At 75.2% G+C, this 16380-nt stretch carries 12 protein-coding genes; 6 read left to right on the top strand and 6 right to left on the bottom strand.

What is annotated here, in order from left to right; all coding sequences use genetic code 11:
* Positions 1–75 precede the first annotated feature (75 nt).
* The 3 genes from LPU61_RS05650 to LPU61_RS05640 all read left to right on the top strand — a co-directional run bounded on the left by LPU61_RS05650 (position 76) and on the right by LPU61_RS05640 (position 4024).
* Entirely contained in the window at positions 76–591 is a 516-nt protein-coding gene (locus LPU61_RS05650; RefSeq protein WP_043964308.1) for a 2'-5' RNA ligase family protein, read from the top strand.
* 227 nt (positions 592–818) lie between these two features.
* Positions 819–1652, top strand: coding sequence for a glycosyltransferase family 8 protein (locus LPU61_RS05645; protein WP_158229401.1), 834 nt, complete (start codon positions 819–821; stop codon positions 1650–1652).
* Between the two features lie 83 nt (positions 1653–1735).
* The gene (locus tag LPU61_RS05640; RefSeq protein ID WP_229404334.1) at positions 1736–4024 is read left to right on the top strand and encodes an ATP-dependent RecD-like DNA helicase; all 2289 of its coding nucleotides are present in this window, start codon (positions 1736–1738) and stop codon (positions 4022–4024) included.
* 60 nt (positions 4025–4084) lie between these two features.
* Here the strand turns inward: LPU61_RS05640 and LPU61_RS05635 are convergent, their stop codons facing one another.
* The 4 genes from LPU61_RS05635 to LPU61_RS05620 form a co-directional block, all read right to left on the bottom strand.
* On the bottom strand, positions 4085–4390 hold the full coding sequence (locus LPU61_RS05635; protein ID WP_229404333.1) for a DUF5988 family protein: 306 nt from the start codon (positions 4388–4390) through the stop codon (positions 4085–4087).
* Positions 4391–4487: 97 nt separating this feature from the next.
* Positions 4488–5225 carry an ABC transporter permease gene (locus LPU61_RS05630; protein ID WP_043962731.1) on the bottom strand — a complete coding sequence of 246 codons (738 nt, stop codon included), beginning with the start codon at positions 5223–5225 and terminating at the stop codon, positions 4488–4490.
* Positions 5222–6163, bottom strand: a complete 942-nt coding sequence (locus LPU61_RS05625; RefSeq protein ID WP_043962730.1) for an ABC transporter ATP-binding protein — start codon at positions 6161–6163, stop codon at positions 5222–5224. The genes LPU61_RS05630 and LPU61_RS05625 overlap by 4 nt, the downstream gene beginning before the upstream one ends.
* 281 nt (positions 6164–6444) lie before the next feature.
* Complete coding sequence (locus LPU61_RS05620; RefSeq protein ID WP_199486002.1) at positions 6445–7218, bottom strand: HAD-IA family hydrolase; 774 nt, start codon at positions 7216–7218, stop codon at positions 6445–6447.
* 173 nt (positions 7219–7391) lie between these two features.
* On the opposite strand from LPU61_RS05620, the gene LPU61_RS05615 reads away from it, so the two are divergent.
* On the top strand, positions 7392–8801 hold the full coding sequence (locus tag LPU61_RS05615) for an acyl-CoA synthetase (RefSeq protein ID WP_043962729.1): 1410 nt from the start codon (positions 7392–7394) through the stop codon (positions 8799–8801).
* Between the two features lie 40 nt (positions 8802–8841).
* Here the strand turns inward: LPU61_RS05615 and LPU61_RS05610 are convergent, their stop codons facing one another.
* Positions 8842–9504 (bottom strand): 4'-phosphopantetheinyl transferase, encoded by a 663-nt coding sequence (locus LPU61_RS05610; protein WP_229404332.1) that lies wholly within the window; start codon positions 9502–9504, stop codon positions 8842–8844.
* Between the two features lie 175 nt (positions 9505–9679).
* Between LPU61_RS05610 and LPU61_RS05605 the strand changes: the two genes are divergently transcribed.
* Entirely contained in the window at positions 9680–10132 is a 453-nt protein-coding gene (locus LPU61_RS05605; protein WP_229404331.1) for a cold-shock protein, read from the top strand.
* A 130-nt stretch (positions 10133–10262) separates the two neighbouring features.
* Here the strand turns inward: LPU61_RS05605 and LPU61_RS05600 are convergent, their stop codons facing one another.
* Positions 10263–11666, bottom strand: coding sequence for an AMP-binding protein (locus tag LPU61_RS05600; RefSeq protein ID WP_091282866.1), 1404 nt, complete (start codon positions 11664–11666; stop codon positions 10263–10265).
* Positions 11667–13163: 1497 nt separating this feature from the next.
* On the opposite strand from LPU61_RS05600, the gene LPU61_RS05595 reads away from it, so the two are divergent.
* Positions 13164–16004 (top strand): AAA family ATPase, encoded by a 2841-nt coding sequence (locus tag LPU61_RS05595; RefSeq protein WP_082106254.1) that lies wholly within the window; start codon positions 13164–13166, stop codon positions 16002–16004.
* Positions 16005–16380: the final 376 nt, after the last annotated feature.

Below are 16380 nucleotides of genomic sequence, written 5' to 3'. Positions count from 1 at the left end.
CCTCGCCAGTACCGCACGGGCGGGCGACCAAACCTGGTCGCGGCAACGGCGCGGCCCCACCCTAGGGTGGGGCGGGTGGTCGCCGCGCTGGAGCTGTATCTCGACACCGACGCCACCCGGCGGATCCGGGTGCTGTGGGACGCGTTGGAGTCCGAGGGCGTGCAGAGCATGCGCAGCCTGCTGGAGCGGCGGCACCGGCCGCACGTGTCGCTCGCGGTGGCCCCGCGACTGGACCCGGACCAGGTGGCCGGCGCCCTGGCCGGGACGACGGTGGCGGTGCCGCTGCGGCTGTCGTTCCAGCACGCCGGGCAGTTCGTCGGCCGGGTGCTCTGGCTGGGGCCGTCGCCCACGGCCGATTTGCTGGCCCACCAGGCGCTCGTGCACGACCGGCTCGCCGCCGCCGGGGTCGGGTTGGCCGAGCACTACCGTCCGGGGCGCTGGGTGCCGCACTGCACGCTGTCGATGCGCGTGCCCAACGCCCTGATGGCCGCCGCGGTGCGGCGCTGCCTGGAGGTGCTGCCGCTGGAGGCGACGGTGGTCGGCGCGGCGGTCACCGACCATGCCCGGGGCATCTGCCGGCCGCTGCCCTGACCCGTGGCGCAACGACGCCGGGCTATGCAAGGAATCCTCACGGACCGTGCGCGGCCGACCAAGTCCAGCACTTAAGGATGATTCAGGGGTCATTTCTGGGGTCGATTGATCCCACCTCGCACGGAACCCAAATTACGGGTTATCTAATGTGTAGTTTCCTTGCCTAAAGCGCAATTCGCTACTTACATTTCACGGAGTTTACGCTCAGCCTGTGCGGAGGAGAGCACGTGGAACTCACATTGACCTTCGACGCCGCGTACGCGGCCCACGCGGCGGTCGTCATGGCGTCCGTCGCCGAATCGAACCCGGGCCAGGCGGTCCGCTACTGGCTCATCGCGGCCGACGACGTCAGCCCCTCGGCGCGCGCCGCCCTGACCCGGGCGGCCGGGCCGGACGCCACCGTGGAGTACCTGCGGGTGGACACCTCCGTGGTGAACCTGCCGAAGGGCAGCGACCCGGTGATGGCGTACCTGTCCCCGGCGATGTACCTGCGCCTGCTGGTCCCCGCCGCGCTTCCCGACGAGGTGCGGCGGGTGCTCTACCTGGACTGCGACACGATGTGCACGAACAGCCTCGCACCGCTGTTCGACGTGGACATGGGCGGCGCCCCGCTGGGCGCGGTCCGGGACCCGTTCAACCGGCGGCTGCTCGACATGGGCGGCATCCCCGGCCTGGCCGAATACCGCGACCTGGACCCGTACGCCCTCTACTTCAACTCCGGGGTGCTGCTCATCGACGTGGCCCGGTGGAAGGAGTGCGAGGTGACCGAGAAATCGCTGGCGTACCTCGCCCGGCACGCCCACGAGTCGCGGTACCCGGACCAGGACGCCCTCAACTACGCCGTGTACGGCAACTGGCTGCGGCTGCCCCGGCAGTGGAACGACCTGATGGCCTGGCGGCTGGAGCCCGAGTTCGGCGGAAAGCTCTCCGACTCGGCGGTCATCCACCCGGCCGGGCCGATCAAGCCGTGGCAGCCCGGCTTCCCGAAGGGGGCCCGCCGGGACCTGTACTGGCGGCACCGCCGCCGCAACGGCGGGCTGGTCGCCACCACGCGCCGCTGACCCCGGGAACCGGGCCGCCGGACCGGACCGCAACCCGGCCCGGCGGGGCGGGGCACGGCGGGCGTTCTGCCATCATCGTCACGATGTCCGCCACCCCACCCGCGCCGACCGCCACCCCGGTCGCCGCCCGCGCAGCCGCACCCACGGCCGGCCCCGGCGCCCCCGCGCGCGGCGCCGTGCTCGAAGCGGTGCTGGAACGCGTCACGTACGTCAACGAGGAGACCGGGTACACCATCGCCCGTGTCGCCACCGACCGCTCCGGCGACGACCTGCTCACCGTCGTCGGCACGCTGCCCGGCGCGCAGCCCGGCGAGCGGCTGCGGCTGGTCGGCCGGTGGGGTTCGCACCCGAAGTACGGGCGGCAGTTCGAGGTGCACCAGTGCACCACCGTCCTGCCGGCGACCGTGCAGGGCATCGAGCGCTACCTGGGGTCGGGCCTGATCAAGGGCATCGGTCCGAAGATGGCGGCCCGCATCGTGGCCGCCTTCGGCGTGGACACGCTGCGGATCATCGAGGAGGAGCCGGGCCGGCTGGTCGAGGTGCACGGCCTCGGCCGCAAGCGCACCGCCGCGATCGGCGCGGCCTGGCAGGAGCAGAAGGCCATCAAGGAGGTCATGGTCTTCCTCCAGGGTGTCGGCGTCTCCACCTCGCACGCCGTGCGCATCTTCAAGCAGTACGGCGACGAGTCCATCGCCGTCGTGCGCGACGACCCGTACCGGCTCGCCGCCGACGTGTGGGGCATCGGTTTCCGCACCGCCGACAGCATCGCCAAGGCGGTGGGCATCCCGCACGACAGCCCGCAGCGGGTGCGCGCCGGCATCCGGTACACCCTTTCCGAGGCCGCCGACGGCGGGCACTGCTACCTGCCCGAGCCGAACCTGGTCGCCGACGCCGCGACGATCCTGGAGGTCCCGGCGGACCTGGTCGCCGCCTGCCTGGCCGACCTCGTGGCGACCGAGGACGGTGTGGTCGGCGAGGCGGTGCCGAACCCGAGCAACGAGGGGGCGGTCATCCCGGCCGTCTACCTGGTGCCGTTCCACCGGGCCGAGTCGGCCCTCGCGGCGAGCCTGGTCCGGCTGCTGACCGACCGGGTGGACCGGATGCCGGCCTTCGCGGACGTGGACTGGGGCCGGGCGCTGTCCTGGCTGAAGGCCCGCACCGGGGCGGAGCTGGCCCCCGAGCAGGAGCAGGCCGTACGGCTGGCGCTGACCTCGAAGGTCGCCGTGCTGACCGGCGGCCCCGGCTGCGGCAAGTCGTTCACCGTCCGGTCGATCATCGAGCTGGCGGCGGCGAAGAAGGCGAAGATCGTGCTGGCCGCGCCGACCGGCCGCGCGGCGAAGCGGCTCACCGAGCTGACCGGCCACCCGGCGACCACCGTGCACCGGCTGCTCCAGCTGCGCCCCGGCGGGGACGCCACCTTCGACCGGGACAACCCGGTCGACGCCGACCTGATGGTGGTCGACGAGGCGTCCATGCTGGACCTGATCCTCGCCAACAAGCTGGTCAAGGCGGTACCGCCCGGCGCGCACCTGCTGCTGGTCGGCGACGTCGACCAGTTGCCCTCGGTCGGCGCGGGCGAGGTGCTGCGCGACGTGCTCGCCGCCGAGACGGTGCCCCGGGTCCGGCTGACCCGCATCTTCCGGCAGGCGCAGGAGTCGGGCGTGGTGGTCAACGCGCACCGGATCAACGCCGGCCAGGCCCCGGTGTTCGGCGAGCACCCCGACTTCTTCCTCTTTCCCAGCGACGAACCGGAGGTCACCGCCGAGCAGGTGGTCGACATCGTGACCCGGCGGATCCCGCGCCGGTTCGGGCTGCGCCCCCGCGACGTGCAGGTGCTCACCCCGATGCTGCGCGGGCCGGCCGGCGCCGGCAACCTGAACACCCTGCTCCAGCAGGCGATCGCCCCGCACCGCGAGAACGCGCCGGAGCGGCGGCACGGCGGGCGGGTCTTCCGGGTCGGCGACAAGGTCATCCAGGTCCGCAACAACTACGACAAGGGCGCGGCCGGGGTGTTCAACGGCACCGTCGGCGTGGTCACGGCCCTGGACCCCGACGAGCAGACCCTGACCGTGCGCACCGACGAGGACGAGGACATCGGGTACGAGTTCCACGAGCTCGACGAGCTGCAGCACGCGTACGCCATCACGGTGCACCGGTCGCAGGGCAGCGAGTATCCGGCGGTGGTGGTGCCGGTGACCATGGGCGCGTACACGATGTTGCAGCGCAACCTGCTCTACACCGCCGTCACCCGGGCCCGGAAGCTGGTCGTGCTGGCCGGTTCGCGCAAGGCGCTGGCCATCGCGGTGCGTACGGCCGGCACCGGTCGCCGGCACACGGCGCTGACCCACCGGCTCTCCCCCGACCGGCCCTGACCCGCCGGTGGTCGGCGCGGTCCCCGGCGGACCGCGCCGACCGCCGCGCCGCTGCCTGGCCTACTCGGCGATCCGGGTCCGGCCGGTCCAGCGGAAGACGACCGGCGCCTCGCCGCCGCCGGAGTCCCGCTCGAAGTGCTCGTAGCCCCCGTAGTGGCGTACCTTGATCTTGTGTTCCACGGGGGAGACCCGGTGGCTGCGCAGCTCGGTCGGCAGGTTGGCGGGCCCGCCCTCCAGCACGACGTCGATGATGCCGGCGGCCTCGCCGCTGATGGTCATGGCCGGCACCGTCCAGGCGATCCGGTCGTCGTCGTTGACGATGGGGTTCGCCGTCCGGGCGGTGGGGGCGGATTCGGAAACTGTCATCGCACGACCTCCGTCGTTCGTCGCTCCGCCACGAACGTAATCCAGGTCACACTCGGCGGGCACCCCTTAGCGACCCCCTAACGGCCTGCCCCTCGGCTCACTCCCAGCGGAAGAAGCGGGTGGCCAGGACGCTGCCGACGACGGCGGTGACGGCCAGGGCGAGCAGCTGCGGCCACGCCGGGCTGTCGCCGGCCCAGGCCGCCGCGAGGGTGTCCACGGTGGCCCCGAGCGGCGAGTAGTCGCCGATGCGGGCCAGCACGGTCGGCATCTGGTCGCGCGGCAGCCAGGCGCCGGCGAGGAAGAGCAGCGGGAAGAACAGCGCCGGCCCGATGGACTGGGCCGCCCGCGCCGACGGGGCGAGCGCGGCGATGAGCAGGCCGACGGCGAAGAGGCAGGCCACGCCGAGCAGGAACGCCAGCACGAAGGCGGGCACGTTGGCCGGGGCCGGCTGGTCCAGCAGGAACCGTACGCCGATCGCGGTGACCACCGCGCCGGCCACGCCCATCACCAGGTTGACCACCACCTGCGCCACGAGCAGCAGGGCCGGGTTGACCGGGGTGGTGGCCAGGCGGCGCAGCACCCGCCGCTCCCGGTAGATGCCCAGCGCCATCGGCAGGGTGAACAGCGCGAGCATGCCGATGGTGAGGGCCAGCGCGAGGGCCGGCAGGAAGGTCAGCTCGCCGTGCTGGCCGGCGTCCGCGCCGGAGGCGCCGCGCTGCGGCAGCCCGAAGACCAGCATGAGGCCGAGCGGCAGGGCGAAGACGAAGAACAGCGACACCGGCTCGCGCAGGAACAGCTTCGCCTCGACGGCGATCAGCTTGGACAGGGCGTTCACGAGGACCTCTCGTCGGTCGACGGCGGGGTGGTGGCCCGGGCGGCGCGGCCGGTCAGCGAGACGAAGGCGTCGTCCAGGGTGGGCTGCTCGACGCGCAGGCCGGCGTAGCGGACCTTCTGCTCGGCCAGGGCCGACAGCACCGTCTGCAGGACCTGCTCCGGGCCGGTGACGGTGACCTCGTCGCCGGAGCGGCGCACCCCGGTCACCTCGGGCAGCGCGGCGAGCAGCGCGTCGTCCACCGGGTCGAGCGGCCGGAAGTGCACCCGGTGCTCGGTGCCGACCCGGGAGAGCAGGCCGGACGGGGTGTCGATGGCCACGACCCGGCCGGTGTCGATGATGGCCAGCCGGTCGCAGAGCCGCTCGGCCTCCTCCATGAAGTGGGTGACCAGCACGACCGTCACCCCCCGGTCACGGATGCGCTCGACCAGGTCCCAGGTGTCCCGCCGGCCCTGCGGGTCCAGCCCGGTGGTCAGCTCGTCGAGGATGGCGATCTCGGGGCGGCCGACCAGGGCGAGGGCCACCGAGAGCCGCTGCTTCTGCCCGCCGGACAGCTTGTGGAAGGCGGTGTCGCGCTGCGCGGTCAGGCCGAGGTCGTCGAGCAGCTCGTCGATGTCGGCCCGGTTGCGGTAGAAGGACCGGTAGAGGTCCAGCGCCTCACGCACGCGCAGCTTGTCGGGCAGCTGGCTCTCCTGCAACTGGGCGCCGACGCGCTGCCGCACCTCGGTGCGGTCGCGGACCGGGTCGAGCCCGAGGACGCGGACGGTGCCCCCGTCGGCGCGGCGCAGCCCCTGCACGCACTCGACCGTGGTGGTCTTGCCCGCCCCGTTGGGGCCGAGCACGCCGAAGATCTCGCCCTGCTCGACGGTGAAGGAGACGTCGTCGACGGCGATCTTGTCGCCGTACCGCTTGTGCAGGTGCTCGACCTCGATGACCGGCATGGGCGTGGTCCTCCGTCAGGTGCGGACTGCCGCCGGCGAGGGCGGGCCCTCGGGGGAATCGCGGCGTCTGGGTGCTGGGTGGTGTCGCGGTGCTGGGGATGGGAGTGCGGTGCTGGGGTATGTGGTGCTGCGGGTGCGTCGTGGCCACGGTCGGACGACGACCGGCGCACGGGCGGTCGACGCCGGATATCATCCGGCCAACCGAGGCACGAATCAACTCATCGGCTGACGAACCGGGGTGCCGACCGGGATCGGGGCCGGCCGGCAGGGGTGCGGGGCGGTCACCCGGCGTGTCCGTCCACCCCGTCCGGTCCCCGGCCGGGGGCCGCAGGCCCGTCGCCGCCGGCCGGGGGCCGGTCACCGGGCGGCGTGGCGCCGGGGGCGGGGCACGGGTCGCAGAGCGGCAGCAGCTCCCCCAGCCCGGTCAGGGCGACGTCCGGGCCGGCGGCGAGCAGGGTCGCCGGGTCGGACTCCCCCCACAGCGCCGCGACCGCGAGGACCCCGGCCGCGCGGGCGCTGGCCAGGTCGCTGGGCGCGTCGCCGACCATCAGCGCGTCGGCGGGCGCGACGTCGAGCAGCTCCAGCGCGCGGCGCACGATGTCCGGGGCCGGCTTCGGGCGGGCCACCTCGTCGGAGCCCACCACGTGGTCGACCAGGCGCAGCAGATCCAGCCGGCGCAGCAGGTCGCGGGCGCGCACCCCGCTGCGGCCGGTCGCCACGGCCAGCCCGATCCCCCGCCCGCGCAGCACGCCGAGCAGGTCGGCCGCCCCGGGCACCGGCGTGACCAGGTGGGCCAGCCGGTAGCTCTCCCGCACGAAGGGGTCGGCCATGGCCGCCGGGAGGCCCATCAGCCGCAGCACGTCGGGCAGGTAGCGGCCCGGGTGGCGGCAGTATTCGTCGACGGGCGCGACGCCGCCGCCGACCACCTCGGCGTACGCGAGGGCGAACGCCTCGCGGGCCACGGCCAGGCTGTCGACCAGCACACCGTCGAGGTCCAGGACGACCGCCCGGACTCCCCCGGGCGCCCCGGACCGGCGCACCGCCGCACCGGCCACCGGCGTCACCTCCCCACCCACGCGCACGACACGCCGACGCCGGGCCGTAGGGGTGGCCCGCCCCGGGCACCCCGACTAGCGTCGGGTCGCCGGGACCCGCCGGGCCGGGTCGACCGCGACGACCCGACCGGCCGGCGTCCCCGCGAACCCTACCGGTGGAGAGGTGCGTCCACATGCCGCTGCTGAGCTGGCTGTCCGAGTCCGCCGACGACCGCCCGGACGCGGTCCGGGTCGACGACCGGGCCGTGTCCTGGGTGGAGCTGCGCCGGCTCGCCACGGCGGTCGCCGACGACCTGGGCGGCGTGGACCGGGTCGCCGTCGAGGCGACGCCCACCCTGGAGACGGTGGTCGGGGTGGTCGGGGCGCTGCTGGCCGGCGCGGCGGTCGTGCCGGTGCCGCCGGACGCCGGGCCGATGGAGCGGGAGCACATCCTGCGCGACTCCGGCGCGACGGCGCTGCTGGCCCCGGCGGGCGGCACCGGTCCGGCCGGCGACGGGGGCCCGCCGGTGATCCCGGTCGACCTGGCGCGGCGGTCGGACACCGTCCACCCCGAGCCGGACCCGGCCGCCACCGCGCTGATCCTCTACACCAGCGGCACGACCGGGGCGCCGAAGGGCGCGGTGATCGGCCGGCGGGCGGTCGCCGCCTGCCTCGACGGGCTCGCCGACGCCTGGGCGTGGACGCCCGAGGACCTGCTGGTGCACGGGCTGCCGCTGTTCCACGTGCACGGCCTCGTGCTGGGGGTGCTGGGGCCGCTGCGGCTGGGCAGCCGGCTGCACCACGTGGGCCGGCCGCGCCCCGAGCGGTACGCGGCGGCCGGCGGCACGGTCTACTTCGGCGTACCCACGGTGTGGTCCCGGATCGCGGCGGACCCGGACTCGGCGCGGGCGCTGCGCCCGGCGCGGCTGCTCGTCTCGGGCAGCGCGGCCCTGCCGGCGGCGGTCTTCGCGGACCTGGCCGCCCTCACCGGCCACGAGGTCGTCGAGCGGTACGGGATGACGGAGACCCTGATCACGGTGAGCGCGCGGGCGGACGGGCCGCGCCGGCCGGGGACGGTCGGCGTGCCGCTGCCCGGGGTGCGGACCCGGCTGGTCGACGAGCACGGCGCGGCGCTGCCCGCCGACGGGGAGGCGATGGGCGAGCTCCAGGTCGCCGGCCCGACCCTCTTCGAGGGCTACCTCGGCCGACCGGACGCCGACGCGGCCACCCGCGCCCCGGACGGCTGGTTCCGCACCGGCGACGTCGCCACGATCGGCCCGGACGGGTGGCACCGGATCGTCGGCCGCGCCGCCACGGATCTGATCAAGAGCGGCGGGTACCGGATCGGGGCCGGCGAGGTGGAGGACGCCCTGCTGGCCCACCCGGGGGTCCGGGAGGCCGCCGTGGTCGGCACCCCGCACCCGGACCTCGGCCAGCAGGTCACCGCGTACGTGGTGGGCGACGGGGTGGACGGCCCGGAGCTGATCGACTTCGTGGCCCGCCAACTGTCGGCGCACAAGCGGCCCCGCGAGGTGCGGCTGGTCGAGGCGCTGCCCCGCAACGCCCTCGGCAAGGTGCAGAAGACCAGGCTGGCGGCGGACTGAGCCGGGGCCGCGCCGGGGGTGGACGCCGGGCCCGCCCCGGTCAGCCGGTGACCGCCGGGATGCCGATGGCGGTGAGCACCAGGCCCCGCTCGACCAGGAACCGGCCGCGGAAGGCGGTCACCGGGGCGCCGCCGAGGACCGGGCCGGGCACCAGCAGGTGCGCGACGAACGTCCCGCCGGCGTCGACGACGATGTCCGCCTCGGCGAAGTCCAGCCACCGGCCGGTCAGCGGGAACCACGCCTTGTAGACCGACTCCTTGGCGCTGAACAGCAGGCGGTCCCAGCAGACCGTGGGGTGGGCGGCGGCCAGCGCGGCGGTGCGGGTCCGCTCGGCCGGCAGCGCGATCGCGTCGAGCACCCCCTCGGGCAGCGGCGCGTGCGGCTCGGCGTCGACGCCGAGGGTGGCCAGCGCGGTGGCGCGGCCGAGGACGGCCGCCCGGTAGCCCTCGCAGTGCGTCATGCTGCCGACCACCCCGGCGGGCCAGACGGGGGCGCCGCGCGCGCCGGAGACGATCGGCGTCTCGGCGATGCCCAGCTCGCGCAGCGCGCGGCGGGCGCAGTGCCGCACGGTGGTGAACTCCCGGCGGCGTTTGTCGACGGCGTTGGCGACGAGCCGCTCCTCCTCGGGGAACAGGGTCAGGCCGGCGGGGTCGGTGAACGCTTCGGCCACCACCGCGGCCGCAGGGAGGATCTGCTCGATCACAGCCGCCGATGCTAGGCCGCCCCGGCGGCCCGCGCCGTCCCTCGATCGGGCGCGACGCGCCGATAGGGGTGGGTACGGGTGGAGGGCGGCGGGGGCGGATGTCACCCTGAGGGGTGCCCCGGCCTGGTCGGTCGGGGGTGTGTAGTGGTCTTTGGTCTGAGGAATGCGGGTGGCGATGCTGACTGGCAGGGTGGTCCGGTTCGACGAGGTGCGGGGTTACGGCTTCATCGCTCCGGACGGCGGCGGGGACGACGTGTTCGTGCACGCCAACACGGTCGACGGCGACAAGTGGGCGCTGGGGCCGGGCGTCCCGGTGGAGTACGAGGCGGTGGAGAACGAGCGCGGCCCGAAGGCGCTGACCGTACGCGTGCTCGGCCCCGCCGTGGCGGGCGAGCGCACCGCCCCGGTCCGGACGGTCGCGCCGTCGACGGGGCGCGGCCACGAGTCGGGCCAGGGCGGGATCGAGGACGAGGAGGGGCTCTGCGACGTGCTGTCCGAGCGGTCCTTCGTCACCGAGACCACCGAGGCGCTGCTGATCTCCGTGCCGGACCTGACCGGGGCGCAGATCGTGGCGGTGCGCGCCCGGATGCTGGCGCTGGCGCGGCGGCACGGCTGGGTAGAGGGCTGAGGCTGCCGCCTCCCCCGCTGCGCGCCGGGTCGGGCCGGCCGGCGCGGCCCCGTCGCGCGGCGGGTTCGGCACGGTCGGCGGGTTCGGCGGGTGCTGCTCGGCGACGCCCACCTGGTCGACCGGTTCGCGGTCAGCCGGCCGCGATGAGCAGTGACTTCCTGATCCGGCCCTGCGCGCTGCGGGGCAGTTCGTCGACGAAGTGCACCCGGCGGGGCCGCTGGCCGGCCGACAGGTGGCGGCCCACGTGGTCGATGAGCACCTGGGCGGTGAGCCCCTCGGCGGCGACGACGTACGCGGTGACCTGCTCGCCCTGCCCGGCGTGCGGGGTGCCGACCACGGCGGCGTCGCGGACCCCGGGATAGCTGAGGAGCACCTCCTCGACCTGCCCGGCGTGGACCCGGCGGGTGCGGCCGTGCACCACGTCGGTCCGTCGCCGCCCGATGATCCGGTGCGAGCCGTCGGCCGCCACGGTGGCGAGGTCGCCGGTGGCGTGCCAGCCGGCGGCGTCGGCGCACCGCCCGCGCCCGTCGACGTAGCCGCTGGACAGCGTGGGGCCCCGGATGCTCAGCTCGCCGACGGACTCGCCGTCGGCCGGCACCGGCCGGTCGTCGCGGTCGAGGATCCGGGTCTGCACGCCGGGCAGGGGCGTCCCGGCGGTGCCTGCGGCGCAGGGCGCGTCGACCCGCCCGGTCACCGCGATCAGGGTCTCGGTGGTGCCGTACCCCTGGATGAGGGAGTGCGAGGTGAGCAGGCGGAGCCGTTCGGTCACGGCGGGGGCCAGCGGGGCGTCGGCGGAGACCAGGATCCGGGCCCCGGACAGCGACCGGGCCCAGGGGTGGTCCCGCGAGATGCGCGCCCACTGGCCGGGGACGGCCAGGTACATGGTGCCGACCGGGCCGGCGGCCGCGTCCCGGTCGAGGTGGACGAAGCGGCTGCCCGTGCGCAGCGCGCCGAGCAGGCCCACCACCAGGCCGTACGCCCGGAACAGCGGGGCGCCCTGGACGAGGACGTCCTCGCCGTTCCACCGCCACGCGTCGGCCAGCAGGTCCAGGTCGGCGGCGATGGCCCGGCGGGAGACGCGGACGCCCCTCGGTGGCCCGCTCGCGCCGCCGGTGTAGAGGATCACCGCGTCGGCGTCGGGGTGCGGCTCGGGTTGGTGGGCCGAGGAGCGTCGGCTCAGGTCGACGGGGACGGTGGCCAGCCCGGCGGCGACGGCCCGGTCGGGGGCGTCGGACGGGTCGCGGCCGAGGAGCACGGTCGCGCCGGACTCCCGCAGGATGCGACCGCGCTCCCGCGCGTCGGCCCGGGGCGGCAGGGGCACCAGCGGCACGCCGGCCTGGACGGCCCCGACCATGGCGACGACGGTCTCCAGGCTGGGGGTGGCGTCGACGGCGACCGCGGCGGCGCCCCGGATCCGGTCGGCGACCGCGTTCACGCAGCCAAGCAGGGCTTCGCTGGAGAGCGTCCGCCCGGCCACCCGGACGGCGTCGGGGCGGTCCGCGCCGGAGGCGCGTAACGCCGGCAGCAGTGTCATCCGCCCTAACCTCTGTCGAGGGCGCCGACGAGGCTCGGCAGTGGCAGGGACATCGCGGCCACAGAACCCTTCGCGTCATGGGTGCGGTAGCCCCATATCCGGCCATCCCCGCGTCCTGCGGGTGCCCCGAAATTAGGCTGCGCTATCGCCGGACACAACCCCTAGCCGTGGCGCGCGAGGCCCGCCGCGACACGGGGTCGCGCCGCTGCCGGCGGGCGGGCGGGCCAGGCAGGACCCCCGCCGGGGCGGGGGCCGGTCGCCTTGGGCGGGGCGATGCTGTTCCGCGAACCGGCGGCCCGTCGTCGGCACTCCGCGACCGGGGCGGAATTGGAATTGCGGCGCGGGCCGCACGGATTGCGCAACCCACCCGAAACGGAATTCCGATACATTGATTCCGACCACGCGTTCCGATCTGCGCTCGATTGACTTGAGCCACTGCCGGGGCCGCACTCCGCCGCCAGTCAATCGCGTATAACCCGCATTTAACGGCAAAGACGTCTTTTGTTTTTGAAGCGGCCCGAATCGGGCAAGCGGGCGTCGATGCCATCGAAGGGGACGCGACCTTCCCGCACTCCCGCCGGACGCCGCCGGCCGAGCCCACCTCGGCGGGCAGCCCGCCCGGCCGAAATGCCGCAGGCATCGATCCCCGCCGCTCGCGCGCGTACCCCCGCCGGGTCGACCGCCGCCCGCCGGCACCGCCGGTCCGTCACGCAGCGACATCGTCCCGCCCCTCGGGACGGGGTCGAACGTCCCGGCTCCGCGCCGCCCGACGCGGCCGCCCCGCCGCCGACACCCCCGCCCACCACCCCGCTCCCAGGACGAACGGCCCGCTCCGGCCGGGGTCGAGCCGGGAGCGCCCGGCCGCCGGGGCGGCAGACCCGCCGGACGCCGACGCGGCGCCGCGCGCGCGGATGCCACGCAGCGCCACCGTCGCCGGAGGCCGGGCGCGGGCCGGCTCCGGCGGGACCGGCGACCCTCGGCACCGCGGCACGGGGAGCGCTCCCTTGGGGTCAACGGGGCCGCACAGCCCTTTCCACCCAATTGTCGGCAAGCCCCGAAAACGGCATCAACCGACCGGAGAAACGCTCACGTATCACTTTGTGAATTCACCCGGCGACGGTCCGCTGTCAGTTCCGCCGACGGGCCCGGCGTCGCCCGAAGGCACCAAACCGATGTTTGCCTATCCTTTACAACCTTCGGCTTGCCGCCCAATTGCCGGACTGCCATACTCCCAGCATGCACGGCGGTCGATAGCGGGGGGATGCGTCCGGACGGGCCCTAGAATTGTCGAAGGTGCTGGTAGAGCCCTGGTCCGGGAGCATCAGCCAGTCAAGCTAATCGATGGCCCGCCGCGAACGCGTGACGGCCGTCTATATTCGCCAATACGGGAATGGGTCGAAAATTGCCGGTCTCCGATTTCGTCAGGCTCGATGGCAGACCAGGGAAGGTGGCGGGCCCCGTGACGGCTGGCCCCGCGCGCCTTCCGAGGCCACGCCCATGGAGCTGAGCGAACGGTCCCACCAGCTCGACCTCCTGGCCCGCCGGCTCGGCGACCTGGGCACCCCCGCCGGTCCGCCCGCCGACGCCCGGCCGGTGATCGCGCTGACCGGCCCCGTCGGCGCCGGCAAGACCACCCTGTTGCAGGCCTTCGCCCGGCGGGCCGCCGACGCCGACGCCCGCTTCCTCGGGGCGAGCGCCTCCCGGGCCGAACGTGCCGTCCCGCTGGAGGTCGTCCGCCAACTCGTCCGGGCGGCTCCGCCGGACGACGCCCGCGCCCGCCTCGAACGGCTGCTCGACCGGGGCGCCCTCAGCTGGCCCGACCTCGACGACGACCAGGAGGGGGCGGCCCGGACCATCGCGGCGATCGGCGGCGCCCTGCTGGAGCTGGCCGCCCGGGGTCCCCTGGTGATCGGGGTCGACGACGTCCACCACGCCGACGTGCCGTCGCTGCGCTGCCTGGACTACGTGGCCCGGCGTATCCCCGGCCTGCCCGTGCTGATCGTGCTGACCGAGGCGCCCCGCACCCGGCCGTGGCACCCCGAGGTCTACGCCGAGCTGCTGCAACCCGCCAGGCTGCACCGGATCCGGATCCCCCTGCTCACCCCGGACGGGACCTACCAGACCCTGGCCGACCGGCTCGGCGTGCCGACGGCGCGCAGCGTCGCCGAGGAGGTGCACCGGATCAGCGGCGGGAACCCCCTGCTGGTGCAGGCGCTCGCCGACGACCACCTGACCGCCGCGCCGCGCGGCGCCGCCCGCCCGGAGGCCGGCGAGGCGTTCCGGGAGGCCGTGCTGAGCTGCCTCTACCGGTGCGAGCACCTGGTGCTCAAGGCCGCCCGGGCGCTCGCGGTGACCGACGAGCCGCTGCACGGCGCCCTGCTGCCGCAGCTCGTCGACGTACGCGCGGAGTCCGCCCTGCTCGCGATCGACGAGTCCACCAGCGCCGGCCTGATCACCGAGGGCGGCCTGCGGCACCCCGCCGTCGGACGGGCCGTGCTCGACGGGACCACCGCCGAGGAACGCGCCCGGCTGCACCGGCTCGCCGCCTGCCTGCTGCACGAGGACGGCGCGTCGCCGGTCCTGGTCGCCGGGCACCTGCTGCGCACCGACGAGCTGGCCGAGCCGTGGATGGCCCGGACCCTGCTCGACGCCGGTGAGCAGGCGCTGCTGGACGGCGAGGTGGACGCGGCCCTGCGGTTCCTGCGCCGCGCCAACCGGGACTGCGCCGACGAGTGCCTGCGGGCGCGCGCCCGCTCCGCCCTCGCCCGCGCCGAGTGGCGCCTCGACCCGCAGGCCGCGATGCCCCACCTCCAGGGGGTGGCCAGCGCCGTCCGGGCCGGGCACCTGGGCAGCACGCAGGCCGCCGGGCCGATCCAGTACCTGCTCTGGCACGGCCAGATCGACAAGGCCGTCGAGCTGGTCCAGCACCTGGGCGAGCGCGCCGACAGCAGCGACCCGCGCTCCGCCGCCGAGCTGCTGGTCACCAAGGGCTGGATGGCCACCCTCTACCCCGGGGTGACGATCGACCACACAGCCCCCGCCCCGGCCCGGCGGGACCCGCTGACCGTCGCGAAGGTGAAGCAGCGGCTCCAGGGCGTGACCATGCTGGCCTCCGTGCTGGAGCGGGGCGACGGCGGTGCCGTCGAGGAGGCCGACCGGGTGCTGTCCACCATCGGGCTGGACGACGAGCGGGACATGTGGACCGCCATCTGCGCCCTGATCACCATGATCTACGCCGACCGGCTGGACCTCGCCGGCGACTGGTGCGGCCGGCTGGGCCGCAGCGCCACCGTCAGCCGGCATCCCACCCCGGCGGCGATGCTGACCGCCCTCGACGCCGCGATCGCCGGCCGGCGCGGCGACCTGCCCCGGGCGCAGAAGCTGGCCGACACCGCGCTGACCCAGCTCTCCCCGAAGGGCTGGGGCGTGGTGATCGGCATACCGCTGGCCATCCGGCTGCGGGCCCTGACGTTCCTGGGTGAACTCGACGCGGCGGCGGCCTGCCTCCAGGTTCCCGTGCCCCAGGTGCTCTTCGAGACCCCGTTCGGGCTGCACTACCTGCACGCCCGGGGGCTGCACGCGCTGGCCGCCGGCAGCCCGGAAAGCGCCCTGGCCGACTTCCAGCTCTGCGGGCAGCTGATGACGGCCTGGCGGCTGGACCTGCCGGCGCTCATCCCGTGGCGCACCGAGTCGGCCCGGGCCCTGCTGCAGATCGGCCGCCGGCAGCAGGCCGAGAAGCTGGTCCGGGAGGAACTGGGCCGGCTGCGGCCCGGCCACGTGCGGTACCGGGCCGCCGCGCTGCGGGTGCTGGCGGCGGCGCAGGACGGGCCGGACCCGATCCCGCACCTGCGCGGCTCCGTGCGGCTGCTGCGCCAGTGCGGCGACCGGATGGAGCTCGCGCACAGCCTCACCGACCTGGGCCACGCCTACCAGCAGGCGGGCGACCTGCGGCAGGCCCGCAAGGCGGCACGGGCCGCCCGGACGCTGGCCCAGGAGTGCGGCCTGCCGCTGCTGCGGCCGGCCGCCGGCACCGCCCGGGGTGGACCGGTCGGCGCCGACCCCGACGTGGCGGTGCTGGTGGAGGGGCTCAGCGACACCGAGTCGCGGGTGGCCACCCTGGCCGCGCAGGGCCACACCAACCGGGAGATCGCCGAGAAGCTGTTCCTGACGGTCAGCGCGATCGAGCAGCGGCTGACGCGCATCTACCGCAAGCTCGACGTCGACTCGCGCCGGCAGTTGGCCGTACGGCTGCGGTTGGACCGGCCCGGCGCGCTGCCGGCGGAACGCCTGGGCGCTCCCCGCACGCCCCCCGGCCGCGACGACGACGCCCGGCGCTGACCCCCGCCGCACCCACCGTCCCACCGACCCGCCGACCACCCGGAACACCCGAACGCCGACGTCCGTCCGCCGGACGTCCCGCCGTCGTGCCCTGGTGGAGGTGCGCCGGGACCCGAGCGTGTGACACCATCACCCCGCCGTGTCGACACCCGCCGTACGTCCCGTCGACACGTGCCGCCGCCCGGCCGTCGCCGACCCCCCTTACGGCGTCGCTGGCAACCCCTAACGGCCACCCGGATCCGCAGGTTTGCGCGCGAAACGATGGGGTCTCGCGCCCGTTGTCGCACACCCGGCCCGGTGCCAAACTCGCCTGGACATCCGGATCGCTCGCTGGGGAGCGCGGTCCGGTCAGGGGACAGTTCAGGTCCACCCGGCA

It is taken from the genome of Micromonospora sp. NBRC 110038 (genome assembly GCF_020884815.1).
GTDB lineage: Bacteria > Actinomycetota > Actinomycetes > Mycobacteriales > Micromonosporaceae > Micromonospora > Micromonospora haikouensis.
The sequence above is the reverse complement of the archived record's forward strand: the minus strand, read 5'-3'. Positions and strand labels throughout refer to the sequence as shown.